Annotated in this window: 15 protein-coding genes and 1 pseudogene; 12 read left to right on the top strand and 4 right to left on the bottom strand. The window is 60.1% G+C overall.

What is annotated here, in order from left to right; translation table 11 throughout:
- Positions 1–264 precede the first annotated feature (264 nt).
- Positions 265–969, bottom strand: a complete 705-nt coding sequence (locus tag LU682_RS09725; protein WP_010954860.1) for a LexA family transcriptional regulator — start codon at positions 967–969, stop codon at positions 265–267.
- A gap of 87 nt (positions 970–1,056) precedes the next feature.
- Between LU682_RS09725 and LU682_RS09720 the strand changes: the two genes are divergently transcribed.
- Positions 1,057–1,356 (top strand): DUF6124 family protein, encoded by a 300-nt coding sequence (locus tag LU682_RS09720; RefSeq protein WP_010954861.1) that lies wholly within the window; start codon positions 1,057–1,059, stop codon positions 1,354–1,356.
- 448 nt (positions 1,357–1,804) lie between these two features.
- The gene (locus LU682_RS09715) at positions 1,805–2,320 is read left to right on the top strand and encodes a DUF4880 domain-containing protein (RefSeq protein ID WP_010954862.1); all 516 of its coding nucleotides are present in this window, start codon (positions 1,805–1,807) and stop codon (positions 2,318–2,320) included.
- A gap of 133 nt (positions 2,321–2,453) precedes the next feature.
- Here the strand turns inward: LU682_RS09715 and tssM are convergent, their stop codons facing one another.
- The 3 genes from tssM to vasI are packed head-to-tail and all read right to left on the bottom strand — an operon-like array spanning position 2,454 to position 8,163.
- On the bottom strand, positions 2,454–6,080 hold the full coding sequence (gene tssM / locus LU682_RS09710; RefSeq protein ID WP_010954863.1) for a type VI secretion system membrane subunit TssM: 3,627 nt from the start codon (positions 6,078–6,080) through the stop codon (positions 2,454–2,456).
- Positions 6,077–7,543 (bottom strand): type VI secretion system protein TssA, encoded by a 1,467-nt coding sequence (gene tssA / locus LU682_RS09705; RefSeq protein WP_010954864.1) that lies wholly within the window; start codon positions 7,541–7,543, stop codon positions 6,077–6,079. The genes tssM and tssA overlap by 4 nt, the downstream gene beginning before the upstream one ends.
- The gene (vasI, locus tag LU682_RS09700) at positions 7,531–8,163 is read right to left on the bottom strand and encodes a type VI secretion system-associated protein VasI (RefSeq protein WP_010954865.1); all 633 of its coding nucleotides are present in this window, start codon (positions 8,161–8,163) and stop codon (positions 7,531–7,533) included. The genes tssA and vasI overlap by 13 nt, the downstream gene beginning before the upstream one ends.
- A 274-nt stretch (positions 8,164–8,437) precedes the next feature.
- Here vasI and tssB point away from each other — a divergent pair, with 274 nt between their 5' ends.
- The 10 genes and pseudogenes from tssB (at position 8,438) to LU682_RS09650 (ending at position 19,370) form a co-directional block, all read left to right on the top strand.
- Entirely contained in the window at positions 8,438–8,941 is a 504-nt protein-coding gene (gene tssB, locus LU682_RS09695; protein WP_010954866.1) for a type VI secretion system contractile sheath small subunit, read from the top strand.
- A 17-nt stretch (positions 8,942–8,958) separates the two neighbouring features.
- Positions 8,959–10,446 (top strand): annotated as a pseudogene (tssC, locus tag LU682_RS09690) (type VI secretion system contractile sheath large subunit).
- Entirely contained in the window at positions 10,443–10,853 is a 411-nt protein-coding gene (tssE, locus tag LU682_RS09685) for a type VI secretion system baseplate subunit TssE (protein ID WP_010954867.1), read from the top strand. The pseudogene tssC and the gene tssE overlap by 4 nt, the downstream one beginning before the upstream one ends.
- 3 nt (positions 10,854–10,856) lie before the next feature.
- Complete coding sequence (tssF, locus tag LU682_RS09680; RefSeq protein WP_010954868.1) at positions 10,857–12,623, top strand: type VI secretion system baseplate subunit TssF; 1,767 nt, start codon at positions 10,857–10,859, stop codon at positions 12,621–12,623.
- The gene (tssG, locus tag LU682_RS09675) at positions 12,587–13,603 is read left to right on the top strand and encodes a type VI secretion system baseplate subunit TssG (RefSeq protein ID WP_010954869.1); all 1,017 of its coding nucleotides are present in this window, start codon (positions 12,587–12,589) and stop codon (positions 13,601–13,603) included. The genes tssF and tssG overlap by 37 nt, the downstream gene beginning before the upstream one ends.
- A complete protein-coding gene (gene tssJ / locus LU682_RS09670; RefSeq protein WP_010954870.1) occupies positions 13,600–14,397 on the top strand; it encodes a type VI secretion system lipoprotein TssJ in 798 nt (265 codons plus the stop codon). Before tssG ends, tssJ begins: the two co-directional genes overlap by 4 nt.
- A gap of 49 nt (positions 14,398–14,446) precedes the next feature.
- Positions 14,447–15,784: a type VI secretion system baseplate subunit TssK gene (gene tssK / locus LU682_RS09665; protein ID WP_003251351.1), complete on the top strand. Its 1,338-nt coding sequence runs from the start codon at positions 14,447–14,449 to the stop codon at positions 15,782–15,784.
- Between the two features lies 1 nt (position 15,785).
- Positions 15,786–16,661, top strand: coding sequence for a type IVB secretion system protein IcmH/DotU (gene icmH, locus LU682_RS09660; protein ID WP_051122586.1), 876 nt, complete (start codon positions 15,786–15,788; stop codon positions 16,659–16,661).
- A gap of 133 nt (positions 16,662–16,794) precedes the next feature.
- Entirely contained in the window at positions 16,795–17,310 is a 516-nt protein-coding gene (locus LU682_RS09655) for an Hcp family type VI secretion system effector (RefSeq protein ID WP_010954872.1), read from the top strand.
- 74 nt (positions 17,311–17,384) lie between these two features.
- A complete protein-coding gene (locus LU682_RS09650) occupies positions 17,385–19,370 on the top strand; it encodes a type VI secretion system Vgr family protein (protein ID WP_060489076.1) in 1,986 nt (661 codons plus the stop codon).
- The last annotated feature ends 46 nt before the right edge of the window (positions 19,371–19,416 follow it).

The following is a 19,416-nucleotide window of genomic DNA, read 5'->3' as shown; positions in this document are numbered from 1 at the left end:
ACACAAGGCCGCCCCTGCAACAGCCCGTAGGAGCGGGTTTACCCGCGAAAGGGCCGGGCCTGCTGGCCAATCTCTACCCGTCGCTCACCGTTGCCGCCGCTACCGTATTCGCGGGTAAACCCGCTCCTACATCCGATCGGGGGTGGACACATGTTGGTGATTAGGCGCAGGCCGCGTGTAGGAGCGGGTTTACCCGCGAAAGGGCCGGCCCTGCTGGCCAACTTCCACCCGCCGTTCACCGTTGCCGCCACTACTCAAACCCTTTCAAAAAGCCCCATGCACCCGCACGACCACCCCAAGAAATTCGCAACCCTCTTCGCACAACAGCGCCGGGTAGTTACTGTTCAATGCCTTCAGATAACGCTGCCCACCTTCCTCGGCCAGCTCGCGGAAAATCGCCGGCTTGCCCGGCTGACGAGCGATAACCAAACGCCCCGCCTCAGCCTCTACACCTGGGTCCACCAGCATTCGCATGCCCTGCGGCACACTGCGGCCACTGACAGCGCTCATGGCATCGTTTTCCACGGTTAGCCAGAACGCCTTGCCCTGTGCCAGGTAGTCAGTCTGCTCGAAAACAGCAGGCTCTACAGCCGTCGCAGCCTCTAACTCACTCCAACCCAGCACCGGGTAACGGAAGCAAACGATGTACCGCATGAGGTCGAGTTCATCATCGTCTGCTATCTCGTAAACACTACGCTCCTCGCCAACCTGCCCCTGGATACGCAGCTGCAGGCTGACGTTGTAATGAGGCATTCCAAGCTCGACGAACGTGCGGTTCATCGATTCGATTTTCGGCTGACGCCGCTTGTTCACCCAATGACCGACACTGCCTTGAGACACACCAACGCGCTCGGCAAGCTGCTCTTGAGTGAGCCCTAGCTCCTCCATCCGGTCACGGACGAGGGCAATCCATTTATCCATATTCATCGCTGGCACGATACGGACTGCCTTCAAGCGCTCAATAAACATTCAGTATTATTTATCGGGAAGAATAAAAATACTGTAGGTATTACCATCGACCTGACCCCTTCCCTACTGGCTCCGGCAGGTATCAGGATGAAACTACCGAAAAACGACGAAACAGATCTCGACAGCGAAGCCGCCCGCCGCGCGCTCGACTATTACCTCAACCCCAACCCACCGCGGCCCACCCTGGACAACAGGATCTGGACCCTGCACGAAGGCGTAACCGGCGAACAGGCCAAGGAACACGCCATCGCCCTGCTGCGCTGCGCTGCGGCCACCGCCCAGGAAACCGCCACCCACCAGCACGGCAGCCAGCGCGAACTGACGTTCGCGTTGATGCACATGATGGACATGGCTCGCGCACTGCTGGAGCACAAACACACCGAGTGACCGGGTTTATAGACAAGAAAGGAGGGAGAGTACGTGATGGCCGCGTAACGGCAAAAGCCCCGATTGCCGGGACAAGGAAGCGCGCCGGTAAAACTTTTTTACCGGATTAGCGAAAATTCATTTGACTGCCAAATGATAACGATTATTATTGCACTCAGCTGATCGCGAGATCCGCTGGATAACCTGAAAGCTTAGGTCGCTCTCAGATTATCTCCTCATCAGGCTAATCACGGTTTTTGACCCGGCTTTTTTGCCGGGTCTTTTTTTTGGCTCTTCAGGCTAATGAAGATCGTGATGGCGCGCATGATAGCAAAGGTGTTTCAGGGCGTGAACGCTCGTTACAAAACTTTGCGGAATCAGCACTTGAGAATCAATATCGTTTCGACTACGCTGTTTCCGCATCAAGGAAGATGCCCCCTCCTCCCCTTTATAGAGCAAGGAGCTGTCCATGACCCGTCTGCTGCTGCCCCTTGAGCACCCCACTCCTGCTGCCGAGCATGATGCCGACGATGCCCTGCTGCATGCACTGAGGCGGCTACCACGGCGCGTACAGCAAGTATTCCTGCTTAACCGCCTCGATCAGCTGGACTTCGCCAGCATCGCTGTGCGCCTTGACCTGCCACTGGCGAGTATCGAGCGCAACATGGGCCAGGCACTGCAGGCTGGCCGCTCGCGCCGGGATGTGCTGACGAGCGTGGCCGGGCAATGGTATGTGCGCTTGCAGAGCCCGCAGGTGACGGCGTGCGAGCGTATCGACTTCCGCCGCTGGCTGGATGCCGATACGGCGAACTTGCAGGCGTTTCACGATACGGAACTGCGGTGGCGCAGCCTGCTGGCGCCGGCACGGCAATTGGGCCATGACGGCTGGTATCGGCAAGGCCGGGCGGCGCTGTCGCTGGGCGGCTGCTCGGTTGCGGTCGGGCTGGGCGTGGCGGCGTTGGTGCTGGTTGGGTTCTGGGCTTGATCAGCGCTTCAGCATGCCTGTACGTCCCTGCCGCTGAGCATGCACCGTGCGCATGCCCGACTTCAGTTGCTCGATAGCTTGGGTACAGACATGCCGTGCCTGGGCTCGCTCTTCGTTTTGCACCGCCTCCTGCCTACATGACAGGCACATCCGCCTGTTCGGCCAACGCCACCCTGACTGGCTGTTGCAACAACCCTCGGGGCAACCGAAAACCTTTGAACGGTTGTTGAGTAATAGGATTGAAGGCCTTTTCCGCGTTCAGCCGGTAGCGCATCACACCATCACCTGTTTTGAAGCTCAGGTCCACGCTGGTTGCCGTACGCCCATTGAGCGCACCGCGGCTCAGCAGGCGAAACATCGACCAAGGCCCTCGATACTCCAGGCTGCTGCTATTGCCGTTCTGCCTGAGCAGGGTCAGGTTGCTGCGCACGTGTTGCCCCAAGGTATTGGGCCAGACAATACCGGTGATCTGGCTTGGGCCGTGGGTGTAGGAAATCAGCTGGCCATCCAGATCCAGCAGGCTGGTGCGTTGATTTGCACTAAGCCCCAACGGCTCGATACTGAACTGCACGCTGAGGTTACCGCGCTGATCAAAGAACGTTTCGCGGATGCGATCGGCCCGTTCCAGCTGCTCGATCACATCGGTACGGATCAGGGATCGCCCCTGCAAACCATTCTGCAAGGCTTCCAGATTGTCCTTGAGGAAAAGCTTCAGATATTGATCCTGGAACTGCTGCAGTCGCCCATTCGGCCCGAAGAACGCTTCAAAGTCTTCCAGCGAAGCGTCGGGTGCCCTGACTACGAAAGGGTAGCGCTCTGCCAGGCGCTGCTGGAAGAAGCTGTAGACTTCAGCATCCCATCGCCGCTCCAACTCGCGCAGCGCTTCAACGTTCAGCACCTGTGCCGTTTGATGTGCCACCTTTCTAACGTGGTGATTGATTGGCTCCGGCAAGCCAGTGGCAACGCGTTGCAAGGTGCCGATGGGGTCGTGCCCGGTCATTGAAAAGCGTTGATGCACTGCGTGCAGCGCAGCCTTGCCTCGGTCTGGGCTACCCTGTACCGCCTTGGCATAGTCGTGGACGGCGACTATGGCTGCGTGGGTTTCATCGTAGTAGCTCGGTTTTTCGCCTGCAGCGTGCAACATGGCGCTCAAGCCTGCAAACGCCCGCTGAATGACCAGCGCCTGTTGTTGCTCAGGCTTGCTGTTGATCGAAACGGGCGAAGGGGCCTCATCCGCCACGCCAACATTAACCGGTGATAACAGCGAACTGTTGTCGCGAACCGTCTCCAGCAATCGGTGCAACGGCGCCGCTGGCCCGGCCAACTGTTCAAGGATCGTGACGCCATGATCCAGGTCTCGAAAATCCGCCACGGAGAATGCGTTCAAGGCGCGGCGCCAGCTGTCGATGTAGTCGGCGCTGTACAGGTTGCGCAGGCGCTCGTTCAGCGCAGCCTGGTCGGCATCGGAGTAATCCAGTTGAGCACGTTCCCCCAGTGCCCACTGGTCGATCATGGCCATTTCCGTAAAGCGCTGACTACGCGGTTCAAAGTACTCCTTGAAGCCTTTGGCAGTGAGCATTGGCGCCAGCAAAACACCATTGTCGCCCTGGCTCGAGCCGGAAGACAGCTGGTAAACGACATCGAACGCAGGCCCCACCTGATGACGCAGGTCCAGACCGGTATGCAACTGCTCCTGGGCCTGCTGCTTCAGGCCCGCATACACGCGTTGTGGCAACGGCACCTTACGCAATGTCTGCTGCACGTGGCTGACACGCTGGCGATACTGCGGCAGGTCGGTATCCGCGTAGGTCAGCGCATACTTCAGGTGCCGCATGAGGTCTCGTTGCAGCTGCCCCTGGCCGGGGAACGCCTGTTGCCACTGTCGCGCCATCCAGTCCTCGACCCATTCCGCTCGACGGTTCCGGCGATCCTCAAGCATCCGGTAAACCCGGAGCGCGGCCATTTGCTGCTCGCTGCCGGGGGGCGCCGCATCCATGGCCTCGATCACGCCGCTGGCCAACGCAGGCAAGAAGCGCCTGGACAACAAGCTGAGGTACGCCTCATCCACGGTCGGCCCGATGGTACGGCCCTGGTACAGCCCCAGATCAGCAACACCCGGCCACGCAGCGCGGTAGTCGCCAAACACTGCTACCGCATCGCGGATCTGGTCCAGCGGCTCCAGCAAGTTGCGCCCGGTCGGGTCCAGACGCTGATCCACTTCGTGATGGCTGTACTCCCGGCTCTTGGCCAGCACGCTGGCGGCCTTGACGCCATTGATGTCGAAGTAACGATGCCAGCTGGCGATGGCGACGCAGAAGGCCAGAACGCCTACAGAAGAACCCACCCACAGCAGTTGGCGCTTGCGCCGAGCCACCCTGACGTTATCGCCGGCAAGGCCGGCCTCTTTGTAGATGACCCGCCCAAAGGCCTGTTGAATGAAGTAGGCCAACGCCTTGGCCTGCGGCTTGCCCTCAAGCAACGGGAGGCTGGTCTTGTAAGGCTGCGCCGCCTCACGGACAAAGGCGTTGCGCACGTCACCGTGCTGTACGACTGACGACCAATACACACCGCGCACCAGCGCCGGGGTGGTGAAACGGTCACTTGCCAAGGTCTCGCGCAGAAAACTCAACAGCATTGGACGCAACCCGAGCAACTGCCTATGCAGTGAGTAGAGACGTGAACGCAACGCAGGGCTACCCTGCACGTCCAGACGATCGATCACCTGCTCGAACAGCTGCTCCAGCAACCGATCGTAGTGTTCGCCATACTCGCCCAGCCAAGCGTCGAAGGTGTCGACAGCATCCAGCTTGAACGTGAATCCAAACAGGCTATTGCGCTTGGCGGCCGAAAGCTTGCTGTAGAATTGGTCGAAGCCGTCCAGCAGATCGAACTTGCTCAACACGACATACAGCGGCAAGCGCGAGCCCAACTGGCTGCTCACCTCGTAAAGACGTGTGCGCAGCAGGTGGGCAAGGGCCGTGCGTTGCTCGACGGTACCGTGCAGTAGCGCAGGCAGGTCGACAACCAGCACCAGGCCGTTGAGGGCTCTCTGGCTTCGATTGCGCTGCAGCCAATCCAACAGATGCTGCCACAGTTTGGCTTGGGTTCCAGACGGTACCGAAGACTCAACGTCAGTGGAGTCACTGCCCAGCGAATCTGCGGGGCCGTTCTGGCTGATAAAGGCACCGGGCGGGTCGATGATCACCGCATCATTGCTGATCCACCACCCCACGGGGTAGGCGAGCGCCTGCGCTGGCCGGCCCCGTGCCTGCGCCTTGTCGATGCGGGTCAACGAGAAACTTTGATCGGTGCAGTCAATAAAGCTGCTCTTGCCGGCCTGCCTGGCGCCCAGCACGAGGTACCACGGCAATCGGTACAGCGCGCGACGCCCACCGGCATTGTCCAGGTAGCGTGCGAGCCCTTGGCTCAACGCCTTCTCTTGTGCATGAACGAACGGTTGCGTCGGATCCACCTCGGCAGCCATCGCCTGCTGACGTTCTGCTTGCAAGCGACGAAAGCGCGTTCTCAAGACAACCAGCCAGCTCAACAGCGCCACCAACACGAACACCAGGCTGGCCATACTACGATGCGCCACACTGGCCAACGGCTGCTGATCGCGCCACGTCCATTGCGGGCCGAGCCACCAGATGGCGACCAGCATCAGCACAGCGCCAAGCCCAAGTAGCAGCGGCATTGCCAGACCGATACGGGTCATCAGCGGCCAGCCCCAACGTTTGAGGTACTTCCAGAGTTGATTCATCGAGGCTCCTGCTCCTTGTTCCGATCGGCCAGCACGTGGGAGGACGCGTATTGTTGAAGCCGCTGGAATACCTCGGGCTCCCAGTCGCTGGCGGTGGTTTGCTGCATCGTGCGCGCTACCCCGGCGCACAGGTCCTGGGCTAACCAGGACACGCCTCGTGCGGCCAACAGGTCCGCTGCGATGAGGGTGGTATGGCAGCGCTCGCGAGGGGCTCGAAAATCTGCCTGCATCCCCTGCAGCCTTAGCAACACCGGTTCTACGCCGCCGCTTTCCAGCTGGCTGACCAGTTCTTCGCGAAGGCTGGTGAACTCTTGGGAAGCTTCGGCTTGCTCGGATTGCCCGTCTGCCCCTTTGAGCCAGGCCAGGCATTGGTCGTCGACAAACACCCGACCGTCGCTGAAGCACAGCTGCTGCAGCGCTGGCATGCGCAGCACGAAACGAGCGGTCGCCGCACGGATGGCCTCAGCCACTTCGCCCATCGCCAGCCGCGACGCGGCGGTTGCGGCAAGAAAGCTGCCGCGAATCCAGAAGGGCGAAGCCGACACACTTTTTTCGACCCGCTGGAGCAACGCTGCGTCGATTACAGTGCCGGCGATGGCCTCCTCATAGTCGCTGGCAATATCCCGCGGCACTGCCATCAACTCTGTACGGTTGCACTGCCGGGTTTGCGGTGCGGCCTGAATGTGGGCCCACAGACCGAAGCGCCGCAGTTGATAGCCGGTCGGGTCGTAAGGGTCCTGCTGATTGATCAGCTCGGCCATGCTCAAGATGGCTCGGCGCGTCTCGCGCTCGTTACCGCCCGACAAGCAGGGTTTCGGCGTGGCGATGACATCCGCCAGCGGCGCAGGTTGCGGGCTCTCCACCGGAGCCTTGGGCGCATCGCGCTCGCCAATACCGTTGGCAAGCGCCGTGTGTTTGTGCAACAGGCGCTCCAGCTCAACCAGAACAGCCGGGGCAAGCTGGGCGGCTTCCTGCTGACGTAGCAAACGGGCCAATGCACCCTTCGCCGCTGCGGCGTGAGCCGGGGTGTACGTGAAACGATCAAGGCGCGGCAGCGCATCGATCAAGCGATTGAACAACAGGCCAACGATCTTGCGCTTGGTCAGGAAGCCTTTCGGGCCAGGCGTTGGATGAGCGGTTTCCCAATAGTTGTCGATCATTCCGCCCAGCAACGCCAAGGTGAACCCCCAGCGCTCCCAACAGCCACTGCGCAGCCACGCAACGCTCAAGTGCGCGACGATCCGCAGATGCTTGCACTGTCGCTCCAGGTACTGAGCAGAGGCCTCCTCGATGTAGTCCCAGTCGATAGACGCTTCCTGCAGCCCACCCAGCTTGACCATCTCCTGGTCAATGGCCTGGTAGGTTTCGTCTTCCCCATCGAACAGCCCCGCCGGCACCTGGGCATCGATGGGTGCGAGCAACCGTGTGATTTCTTGCGCCTCGACATCAGCTACCAGCGACATGTCTTGCGAGCCTCGTCGATAAGCGGGTCCAGCCCCTGAGCGTCAAAAACGAGTCCATCAACGGCAGGGTTGTCGCTCTCTACGTGAATGCGATGGGCCCCGATCAATTGCTTGATCTGCTCGATACCCGGCAGGCCTCTGCCGGCGTCGAGCACTTGGCCGTTTTCCATCACTTGCCACGGTGTGGGTACAGTAGCGCCCCGCTCCCCTCTCAACCGCACCTGCACTCGGCTGGCATCGACGGGTTGGGCGGTGACCAGTTGCAACCTCGAGATGTTCTGCACGCAGCTGATGATCAGGTAGGGGTGCGGTGCAACTGAAGCAATCGCAGGTGCAGAGATCAGGAGCCCGCCTTCTTCAGAGCGGAGGCGAAACCTCAAGTCCTCGGGCGCCCGCCCCGTCTCATGGATCAATACGCGACGCACCGTGGGTGCCTCCAGCTCCTGCGCTGACCACTGTCGCTGCGGCGTGAATCCCGGCGTACCCGCCGCCTGATCGAAACACGCCAGGCGCTCGATATTGGACACGATCCGTGGGCAGTCCGGCGATGCACGGGTCAAGGCAGGCATTAACAAGAAAAGTAATGAAAGTCCCACGCCACCTGTATAACGAATAATCATCTCACCTTAACTCTCCCACTCAATCGTACACATGCCCCTGCGTTAACCCAGCCCTCGCAACAGCGGAAAAGAGGCTAGTACATAAACTCAATTCTATTCAATAATTTATTTTGTTACATATTTGAACTCGACGCTCAACGATTATCCAGCGCATGGTTTTTACGCAACGAATAACTCAAATCCCAAGAATCATGCTTATTAAACGTTTAACGCGCAAGCTTACTTGTAGGAAGCGTCCTACATATAAAACCCACACTAAAAAAGATATATAACCATGACTAAACGCTCCGATTCCGTTGCACCCAAAGAACGCATCAACATCAAATATGTGCCCGCCACCGGTGACGAGCAGGCCGAGGTAGAGCTGCCGCACAAGATGATGGTGCTGGGCGACTTCGGCCTCGATGACAGCCGCTCCCTCGAAGACCGCCAGGTCATGCGCATCGATAAACACACCTTCAACAACGTGTTGAATGACGCCGATGTGAGCCTGGCCATGTCGGTGCCCTCCGCGCTTGACGCAACTCCGAATGCAGAGCTGGCAGTCAACCTGCAATTCAAGTCCATCCAGGACTTCGGCCCAGATCGCATCGCACGCCAGGTGCCCGAGCTGAACAAGCTGCTGCAGTTGCGTGAAGCGCTGGTTGCCCTGAAAGGCCCGCTGGGCAACGTGCCCACCTTCCGCAAACAGCTGCAGCAGCTTCTGAACGACGCGCATGCCCGCAAGCAACTCGCGCAAGAACTCGACCTGGTGCTTGAAGCGCCAAAAGCAGACTGAGACAACGGAGCGTCCCCATGCCAAAGCCAAGCACAACTGTCACTGTTGAAACACAGGCCGAAACACTGAGCAATGCCACCTTGCTCGACCAGATCATGGCAGAGACCAAGTTGGTTCCCACACAAGAGGGTTACCAAGTGGCCAGGCAGGGTGTATCCGCCTTCATTGCCGAAATTCTAAAAAACAATGACCCAGATCAATTGATCAACAAACACCGCGTCGACCAGATGATTGCCGAGCTGGATCGGGTCCTCAGCAAGCAGATGGATGCCATTCTGCATGAACCCGCGTTCCAGCAACTTGAATCCGCGTGGCGAAGCCTCAAACTTCTGGTCGACCGTACGGACTTTCGCGAGAACATCAAGCTCGAAGTCTTGCACGTCAGCAAGGAAGACCTGCTCGATGACTTCGAGAACGCCGCCGACATTACCTGCAGTGGTATTTATAAACACGTCTATACCGCCGGCTACGGCCAGTTCGGTGGCGAGCCGGTCGCGGCAATGGTTGGCAACTACAACTTCGGCCCCTCTTCGCCTGATATCAAACTGTTGAGCTACATAGCGTCAGTCGGTGCCATGTCGCATGCGCCCTTCATTGCGGCACCCTCCCCAGAGTTTTTCAACCTGAGCAGCTTCGAAGCGCTACCCAACCTGAAAGAAATCAAAGACATCTTCGCCGGCCCACGGCATGCCAAGTGGCGCGCGTTCCGCGAGAGCGAAGATGCCCGCCACATCGCGCTGACCGGGCCGCGCTTCATGCTGCGCTCCGCCTACCATCACCAGGACCAGCCGATCAGCAGCTTCAATTACGATGAGAACATCAACGGTCGGCACGACAATTACCTGTGGGGCAGCTCAGCCTTCCTGTTGGCCAGCTGCATTAACGACAGCTTTGCCCGCTACCGCTGGTGCCCCAACATCATCGGCCCGCAATCGGGAGGTGCCGTCGAAGGCCTGCCGGTGCATCTGTACGAATCGCTGGGCCAGCTGCAGGCCAAGATCCCTACCGAGGTACTGATTTCCGACCGCAAGGAGTTCGAGCTGGCCGAAGAGGGCTTTATCGCCCTGACCATGCGCAAGGACAGCGACAACGCCGCGTTCTTCTCAGCCAACTCGGTGCAGAAGCCGAAAAACTTCCCCAAGACACCCGAAGGCCTGCAGGCACAGACCAACTACAAGCTCGGCACCCAACTGCCCTACCTGTTCATCGTCAATCGCCTGGCCCACTACATCAAGGTGCTGCAGCGCGAGCAGATCGGCAGCTGGAAGGAGCGACGGGACCTTGAGTCCGAACTCAACAAATAGATCAAGCAATACGTCGCCGACCAGGAAAACCCTTCGGCCGATGTGCGCAGCCGTCGGCCGCTGCGTGCTGCCAGGGTCGAGGTCTCGGACGTGGCGGGTGATCCGGGCTGGTACCAGGTCTCGCTCGCCGTGCGCCCGCACTTCAAGTACATGGGCGCGAACTTCGAAATTTCCCTGGTAGGCCGGCTCGACACGCAATGAGTGGTTTCTTCGATCGCTTGATGGCGGACCCGTCCGCCATCCGGGAGGCGTCTCGCCAGGAAAGCGCTTCGCACAAGTTCGCGGCCATCAAGTGCCACCTCGAAACGTTGCTGAACGCTCGCCAAGGTTGCTCCCAGAGCAGCCCCGAGCTGGGCCTGCGCGACTTCAACGGGCATGACGTCAGCAGCGGCGACCTGCTGCAGCAAGTGAGCGCCGATATCCGCCGTACCCTCCAGCGCTTTGAACCGCGCATCCACGTGCGCGCGCTCAAAGCGGTACCGGATTGTCACGCCCCGTTGGAACTGCATTTCAGGCTCGACTGCCAGGTGCAGGTCAACAACCAGGCAGAGCAGTTGCAGCTTGAGCTGCTGGTAAACGGACACAACCGCTACACCCGAGTGAGGTGACCCATGTCACTGAAGGACAGATTCAGCGAAGAACTGCGTTACCTGCACGAGTTGGGAAACGACTTCGCCAAGGACAACCCCCAGCTTGCCCGGCTGCTAGGCAAGGCGGGCAGCGACCCCGATGTCGAGCGGTTGATGGAAGCCTTTGCGTTTCTAACGGCCAAGCTTCGGCTGAAGCTGGAAGATGACCTGCCAGAACTCACCCACCCCATGCTGCAGATACTGTGGCCCAACTACCTGCGCCCATTGCCCAGCGCCACGATTATCCGATTCTCGCCACGCAAACAATCGCTCAGCCAGTCACAGCACATTCCCAAAGGTGCAAGGTTGTTCTCGAAACCCGTGGACGCCGTGCCCTGCGAGTTTCGTACCTGCACGGGAGTGAGCCTTCATCCGTTTGAAATCAGCGCCGTCAGCGCAACCCAGACACTCGACAGCTCTGTGGTTCGCATCGGCCTGCAAACCTTGGTCGAACGGCCCCTGAATACGTTGGGCTGCGCCCGTCTGGATTTCCACCTCAGCGGCGACAACCGCACCGCTCTGACGCTTTATCTATGGATTTCTCAATACCTCAAACACGTCAGCGTGATCATGAACGGCGAGGTGCGCCGGCTACCGGCCAACAGCATCGGGTTCCCAGGTTTCAGCCCTGAGGAGGCCTTGCTGCCCTACCCGCAGAACGTGTTCGATGGCTACCGTATTCTGCAGGAATACTTCGTGTTCCCGAAGCGCTTCCACTTCTTCAGCATTACCGGCCTGGAAAAGCTGTGGCCGGCACAAGCCTGCCCACAGGTGGGCATCGAGTTCCATTTCACGCGTCAACTGCCAGACACCCTTCGCGTTGGCACAGAAGATTTCAGCCTGTTCTGCACCCCGGCTGTCAACCTGTTCAAGCACAGTGCCGAGCCCATCGACCTGGCCAGCGAGGCTGCCCAGGTCGAGCTGAAGCCCAGAAGCGAGGCGCAGTCCGCTTACGAAATCTTCAGTGTCGATGAAGTCATCAGCACCCGAACAACCACTGACGGAAGTACCGGTGAGCACCTGCGGACTTTTCGCCCTTTCGAATCGTTCGCCCACGAAATCGAGCATGTCCAAGGCCGCACGGCGCTGTACTACCGCTGCCAACTTGAAGCGTCCCTGCGCGGCGATGGCGTGACCCACCGCATCGCCTTCGTGCGCGCCGATGCCAACAGCTACATAGGCGAGCTTGAAACTGCATCCATCGACCTGACCTGCACCAACAGGGACTTGCCGCTGGCGCTGGGCGTGGATGACATCAACGTCCTCACCGAAGTCACGCCGCCCCTGGCGACCTATACCAACATCTGCGCCCCCACCCGCCCCTACCGGCCCGTGCTGGATGGCCAGTTGCAGTGGGCGTTGATCTCCAACATGTCGCTCAACTACCTGTCGCTGTTGTCGGTCGAGCCGCTCAAGGCGGTGATTCGCACCTACGACTTCGCGGCGTTGCACGACATCCAGCAAGCGCGCACCACCGGCAAACGCCTCGACGGTATCCGCGAACTCCACACGCAGCCCATGGACTGGCTGATCAAGGGGCAACCCATACGAGGCCTGCACACCCAACTGAAGCTGGACCAGGCGGCCTTCCTCTGCGAAGGCGACCTCTACCTGTTCGGCTGCGTGCTCGCGCACTTCTTCGCCCTGTACGCCAGCATCAATTCCTTCCATCAACTGGAAGTGATCAACACCACCAACAACGAGCACTACACATGGCCCATCCAGACCGGCAAGCAACCGCTGATCTAGCCGACAAGCTGCTCGCCAACGCGCACCAGTACAACTTCTTCCAGTTGCTGGAGCGGTTGCATGGCCTGCACGGCGACGACCTGGAACCGCGTTGGGCGGATGAGGCCACCCGGCTGCGCGTGCGGCTGGCCAGCGACCCGCGCCTGACCTTTCCCGTCTCTGATGTGTACAAGGCCGAGCGGATGCCCGGGGAGGATGAGCGCTATCGCGTGTGCACCACGTTCATGGGGCTGCACGGTACCGACTCGCCCTTGCCCACCTATTACCTGGAACAGGTGGCCTATGAACATGCCCAGGGTGTAGGCGTGCGGCCGGCCTTCTTCGACTTCTTCAACCATTACCTGCTCAGCCTGCTGCACCGGATCTGGCGCAAGTACCGCTATTACATCCGTTTTCAACCCGGTGCGCGGGACGGGTTCTCCCAGTACATGTTCGCCCTGCTCGGGCTGAACGACAAACAGCTGCGCGGCGACACGACACTGCCCTGGAGCCGCCTGCTCAGCTTTGCCGGTGTTATCGCCAGCCGCGGCCGCGCACCGGGGACCGTCGCCGGCATCATCGCCCACTGCTTCGATCTGACGCACGTGCAGATCCGCGAATTCGAGACGCGCACGGTCACCACCAACAGCAAACAGCTTGTAAGCCTCGGGCGCAGCAACGGCGAGCTTGGCAGCACGTTCATGGTCGGCAGCCGCACCCGCACCCGCAGCAGCAAATTCACCATCCTCATCAGCGAACTCGACCAGGCGCAGCTGCATGACTTGCTGCCCAGCGGCATCAACTTCGGACGCTTGCGCGCCTTGATTGATTTTCTGCTGCGCGATGGCCTGGCGTATGACCTGGAGCTGCGCCTGAAACAAAACGCACTGTCGCCGTTCTACCTGCACCGCAGCCAAGGCGCCTACCTGGGCTGGACCAGCTTCGTCGATGACCACGATGGCCAAATCAGTCCCGTTGTCCGCTTCCGGGGGCGGTCATGAGCCGCCTGGCCGTCTGGATTGCGCCTCTGCTGGTCGTGCTGGTCGGACTGCCAGGTTGCACGTCCTTGAGCAGAGCCACCAAGGTGGCGCTGGACCACTCGTTACCAATCGGGCCGCCCAAGGACAACCCAACCCAAGTCGCGTTCAGCATCAACGTCAGCCCAACGCTCAACAGCAACCCGAACAGTGTCGACGTGGCGGCCATCCCTGAGAGCATCCTGGAACCCAGCCCCTACGCAGTCACCTTGAGCGCCGGCGATCCGCACGCACTGACCGACAAAGTCGGGACCTTGCTTGAGTACCTGCAAGCGCAATTCCCCGCGATGTCCCGCGTGGAAACCGGCGAAGAGGACCAAAGCGAATGGGTTCGCTCCCCGATGGAAGAAAGCTCGCCCGGCAGCTATGACGACCCCACGGTGGTGCTCACGCTGCCGAGCAGCAAGGCCGAAGCCAGCGGGCCTGTCGCCACACCGATTGCCATCAAGATCCTGCAACTGCGCGATGACTCGCTGCTGCGCAACAGCGTGTACCAACTGCTGGACGATGACCCCGCCAAGGCACTGCGCAGTACCTACATCCGCGATGACGATTACCTGCTGAACCCAGGCCAGTTCAAGTTCATACCGTTTGAGCCCATCGAGCCCGAGACCCGCTTCGTCGCGGTGATCGGCGACTACAGAAACCAGGAGAACGCGACCTGGCAGCAAGTGTTGCGGATTCCGCCACGCGGCCACCAGATCATTCTCTCAGTGCTGGTCAATGACGCGCAGATCCTGCTCAAGGAGGAGGAATGACAGCGCCTCTGCACCCTATCCCCCTTACTCACGCTGACACGGAGCGCTCATGAGTTCACGTAACCCCGTTCTGTGGCCCGAAGGCCTGTTCGTCAAACCACAACATTTCCAACAAGCTGCGCGGGCCAGTGAAGCGGCCTTGCATCAACGCCTTGGCAGCCTCAACGCGGCCTTCTACGGCTTCAGCGAACTGCAGCTAAGCACCGAATACCTGAGCCTGGGCAAGGTCGCCATCACCAAGGCGCGCGGCATCATGCCCGATGGCACGGTGTTCGATATTCCTGCCGATCTGCCGCCGCCGCCGCCCCTGGAAATCGAGGACGACGGTTCGAAAGACAGCGAGATATTCCTGTGCTTGCCGCTGCGTACCGAGGGGGGCCGTGAAGTCAGCTGGCCCGACAATGCCGCCAACTTCCGCTACAACGCTCAGGCAGAGGAGATCAAGGATACCCACAGCGCCGACGGTGACCTGGTGCAGGTCGACCTGGCCGTGCCCAACCTGCAGCTCAAACGCAAAGCCGATGACAGCAGTGCCTACACCCGCCTGGCCGTGGCTCGTATCCTGGAGCGGCGCCCTGACGGTAGCCTGCAGTTGGATGAAACGTTCTACCCCACCAGCGTTTCGGTGCGGGCAGTGCCGGCCCTTCAGCGGTTTCTTGAAGAAATCACCAACACCCTGCGCGAGCGTGCGCGCAATCTTGCCGCCCGCATTGGCGCTTCGGGCCAGTCGGGTATCGCCGACATCCGCGACTTCAACCTGCTGCAGGCCATGAACCGCTGGTGGCCGTGCTTCAACCACCTGGCCCGGCAAGGACAAACACACCCCGAGCAGTTGTACCTGTCCATGAGCCAGGCGTGTGGCGAATTCGTCACCTTCACCGACGAGAACCGGCTGCCGCAGGAATACCCGGCCTACCACCACACCGCACTGCGTACCTCGTTCAAGCCCCTGGAGGATACGCTCCGTCGAGCCCTGAGCACGGTCCTGCAACCCCGCGCCGTGTCACTGCCGCTGGAGACCCTGGACTTTGGTGTGATGACGACCACGCTGGAAGACCGGCGCCTGATTGACGAAGCCGATTTCATCATCGCCGTGCGCGCCGACCTGCCGCCGCAGACGTTGCGCCAGATGTTCATCCAGAAAGCCAAGGTCACCTCACTCGAATCCTTGAATGACCTGGTGCCTTTGCAACTGCCGGGCATCCCGCTGCTGCCCCTGCCGGTTGCACCACGCGACCTGCCCTTCCATGCGGGCTTCAGCTACTTCGAACTGGACCGCCGTGACCCCGCCTGGGCCTGCATGAAGACGGCCAACGGCTTCGGCTTCCACGTTGCAGGTGAGTTCCCAGGGCTTGAACTGCAGTTCTGGGCGATCAGGGGTGAATGATATGGAAAACAGTAACCCTACCCTCAACGACGCGAAGCACGTTGCGGAAACGGATTTGCAGTCGATGCTTGAGAAGTCGTTGCCCAACGACGCACCCGCAGCTGCAGCTGCAGCTTCCACTGCATCTGCACAGGAGCAGAAGCCGGAACCTGCCTATCAGGGCTACCCCGCGGACCCGGAGTTTCAGCTCAGGGGTGGCTGCGCCAATCTCATGCTGGATGCTGCGGCACCCTTGTTCGGGCTGGTAATGCGCCTGCGCACGCTCGATGAACTGCCCAACATCAAAGATGTGCATCAGCAAGTGCGTATTCAGATCGACAGCATCCGGGAAGAAATACGCCAGCACGGCTATGAGCCCGCTCAGTTGCTGGCGTACTCCTACGGCCTGTGCCTGTACATCGATGAAGCGGTGATGGAGCGGCCCTGGGGCAAAAGCAGTTGCTGGAGCCACGAGCCGCTGCTCAGCATCTTCCACGACGAGACCTGGGGTGGGGAAAAAATCTTCACCGTGATTACCCGCCTGATGCAGGAGCCCAAGCGTTATCAGGACGTACTGGAGTTCATGTACTTCGCCCTGTGCCTTGGGCTGAAGGGCAAGTATGCGCTCGCGCCGAAAGGCGAAGAAACACTCAACGCACTGATTCACCAACTGCACGGGATCATCCGCGAACTGCGCGGCCCCACCCCCGAAGAAGTCTGCGACCCCTACACCAACGTCGCCCCCAGAAACTTCCGCATGAGCCGGATATGGCCGTGGTGGAGCCCGTTGGTCATCTCCGCCATCGCCATGGCGGTGGCCTACGGGATTTACAGCTACCGCCTGCACCTGATCACAACCGAGGTGCTGGAGTCGCTGAACGGCATTTTGCAGCAATAGCCAACCGTGTCACAGCACCACTGAGTTCAACGAATTCGCGAGGTTTTTGCCTCGCTGACAAGCCCATCGTTTCCGATGGCCACGCCACCTGTGGTGCGCGTGCTTTACCCACATGGACGCAGGAGTAACTGCCATGCCAACACCCGCTTACATCAAGATCGTAGGCCAGACCCAAGGCAACATCACCGCTGGCGCCTTCACCGCTGACTCCGTCGGCAACGTGTTCCAACAAGGCCATGAAGATCAGATTCTGGTTCAGGAAATCAAGCATGAGGTGACTACGCCCACTGACCCCCAGAGCGGTCAACCGAGTGGCCAGCGCGTGCATAAGCCTTTCATATTCACCAGTTCACTGAACAAAGCTACCCCCCTGATGTATCAGGCACTTGCCACCGGCGAAATGCTGCCAACAGTCGAGGTCAGCTGGTATCGCACCTCCTCGGAAGGCAAACAAGAGCATTTTTTCACCACCACGCTCGAAGACGCCACCATCGTCAGCATCAATACCGTGCTTCCCCACGCACTCGACAAAGACAATGAAAACTACACCCAGCTGGTTGAAGTATCGCTGGCGTATCGAAAGATCACGTGGGCTCACGATGTAGCCAATACCGAAGGCTCTGACGACTGGCGCGCACCCGCCGCCTGACCCGTGCAAATGCCCCGGGCAGGCCATGCCCGCCCGGGCTTTGTGTTGATTCAGACGGCGGACAAGGATCTTTTATGCCTAGCCAATCTGATTTGCGCTACAGCTTTGAGGCACTCGTTGGCAAAGCTGAATTCGAAGTGGTGTCGTTCGAACTCCGCGAGGGCATCAGCGCACCCTTTGAATTGGAGCTGAAACTGATCAGCTTCGAAAACGATATCGACTTCGGCCATTTGCTCGACAAACCCGTGCTCTTCACCGTCTTGGACGGAGAACGCCCGGTACGGTACGTGCACGGCCTTGTCAGCAGCTTCAGCCAGGGCGAGAGCGGCTTCTACCGCACTTACTATCACGCCTTGGTCGAACCGCAACTGGCCCGCGCCAGGCTGCGCTCCAACTGGCGCATCTTCCAGCACAAGACCGTTCCGCAAATTCTCGAGCTGATGCTCAAGCGCCAGGGCATCGACCAGTACGAACTACGCGCCAGCATGGACCATCAGGTGCGCGAATTCTGCGTTCAGGCCGGTGAGACGGACTTGGCGTTCATCGCCCGCCTGGCCGCTGAAGAAGGCTTCGTCTACCGCTTTGCGCACAGTGAAAAGCTGCACAAGCTGATCATCACCGATCGGCTGCAGTCCCTCGGCCTGATCAGCCATGGCGCCATCAAGGCCGACGATGAAGACGAGGGCTTCTGCGATGACGACGAGCCGGTAGGCCCTGAGAGCGTGCTGTACCAAGCCAACAGCGGTGGCGATCAAGCCATACCCTGCCTTCGCCGCTTGCGCTACACCGAGCAGGTGCGCACCGCTCGTCAGGTGCAGCGCGACCACACCTTCACCAACCCGGCCTACCGCCAGGAGCACAGAGCCGCCGGGCCCTTCCTGGAGCATCAGAGCAAAGAGTACGAATACTTCGATTACCCAGGCCGCTATAAACGCGATGCCGTGGGCAAGCCGTTCACCGAAAACCGCATCACAGCGCTGCGCCATGATGTGCGTATTGCCGAGGTCCAGGGCGATGACGTGCGTCTGCAACCGGGGCTCAGTTTCACCCTGACCGGTCACCCACGTGACGACCTCAATGCGCATTGGCGGGTCAACACGGTTACCCATAAAGGCCACCAGTTCACCAGCCTGCAGGAAGAAGCCGCCGGCGCCGATGTAAGCACGCGCTACGAGCAGACCGCAGTGCTGGTCCCCGGTCGGACCGAATGGCGCCCTGCGCCATTGAAAAAACCACGAATCGACGGGCCGCACATGGCCACCGTCGTCGGCCCGCCTGGCGAGGAAATCTACTGCGATGAATGGGGCCGGGTAAAAGTCAGTTTCCCCTGGGACCGCGAAAGCCAGAACAACGAGTTCAGTTCGTGCTGGCTGCGGGTGTCTCAAGGCTGGGCGGGGGGCAGCTGGGGCTCGATGGCCATCCCTCGGATCGGCCAGGACGTGATCATCCATTACGTCAACGGCGACCCCGACCAGCCGATGATCACCGGGCGCACTTACTGCGGTGACCAACTGCCGCCTTACGATCTGCCCGATCACAAAACACGCATGACCATCAAGAGCCAGACCCACAAGGGGGAAGGTTTCAACGAGCTGCGTTTCGAGGATGAGCTGGGCAAGGAGGAAGTGTTCATCCATGCCCAGAGAGATCAGAACACTCTGGTCAATCACAACCAGTCCCTCTTTGTGGGCGTCGATCGCACCCAACAGGTTGGCCAGGACGAATCGGTCGCCATTGGCCGCAATCGTCTGCGCGTCGTCAAGGCCAACGACACCTTGAAAGTGGGGGGTGGCAAAAACGACCTCATCGCAGGCGACTACGAAGTCGAAGCGGGCAACACGCTACGCCTCAAGTGCGGCAAGACCCTTATCGAAATGCATGCCAATGGCACGCTGAACATCACCTGCGAGACCTTCAACTTCACCGCACAGCAGACCGGGCAGATCAACACCCTGGCGGCAAAGCTCGACCTCAACCCAACGGGTGGTTCGGCGGGCGCGGGCGCGAACGGGCGCGACAGCGACTCACTCAAGGCTGACGTGGATGGGCATTTCGACTAGCGCTCGCCCAGCCACCCTGCACTGAACTCAAAAAGGACTTACCCAA

It is taken from the genome of Pseudomonas alloputida (assembly GCF_021283545.2).
GTDB lineage: Bacteria > Pseudomonadota > Gammaproteobacteria > Pseudomonadales > Pseudomonadaceae > Aquipseudomonas > Aquipseudomonas alloputida.
The sequence above is the reverse complement of the archived record's forward strand: the minus strand, read 5'-3'. Positions and strand labels throughout refer to the sequence as shown.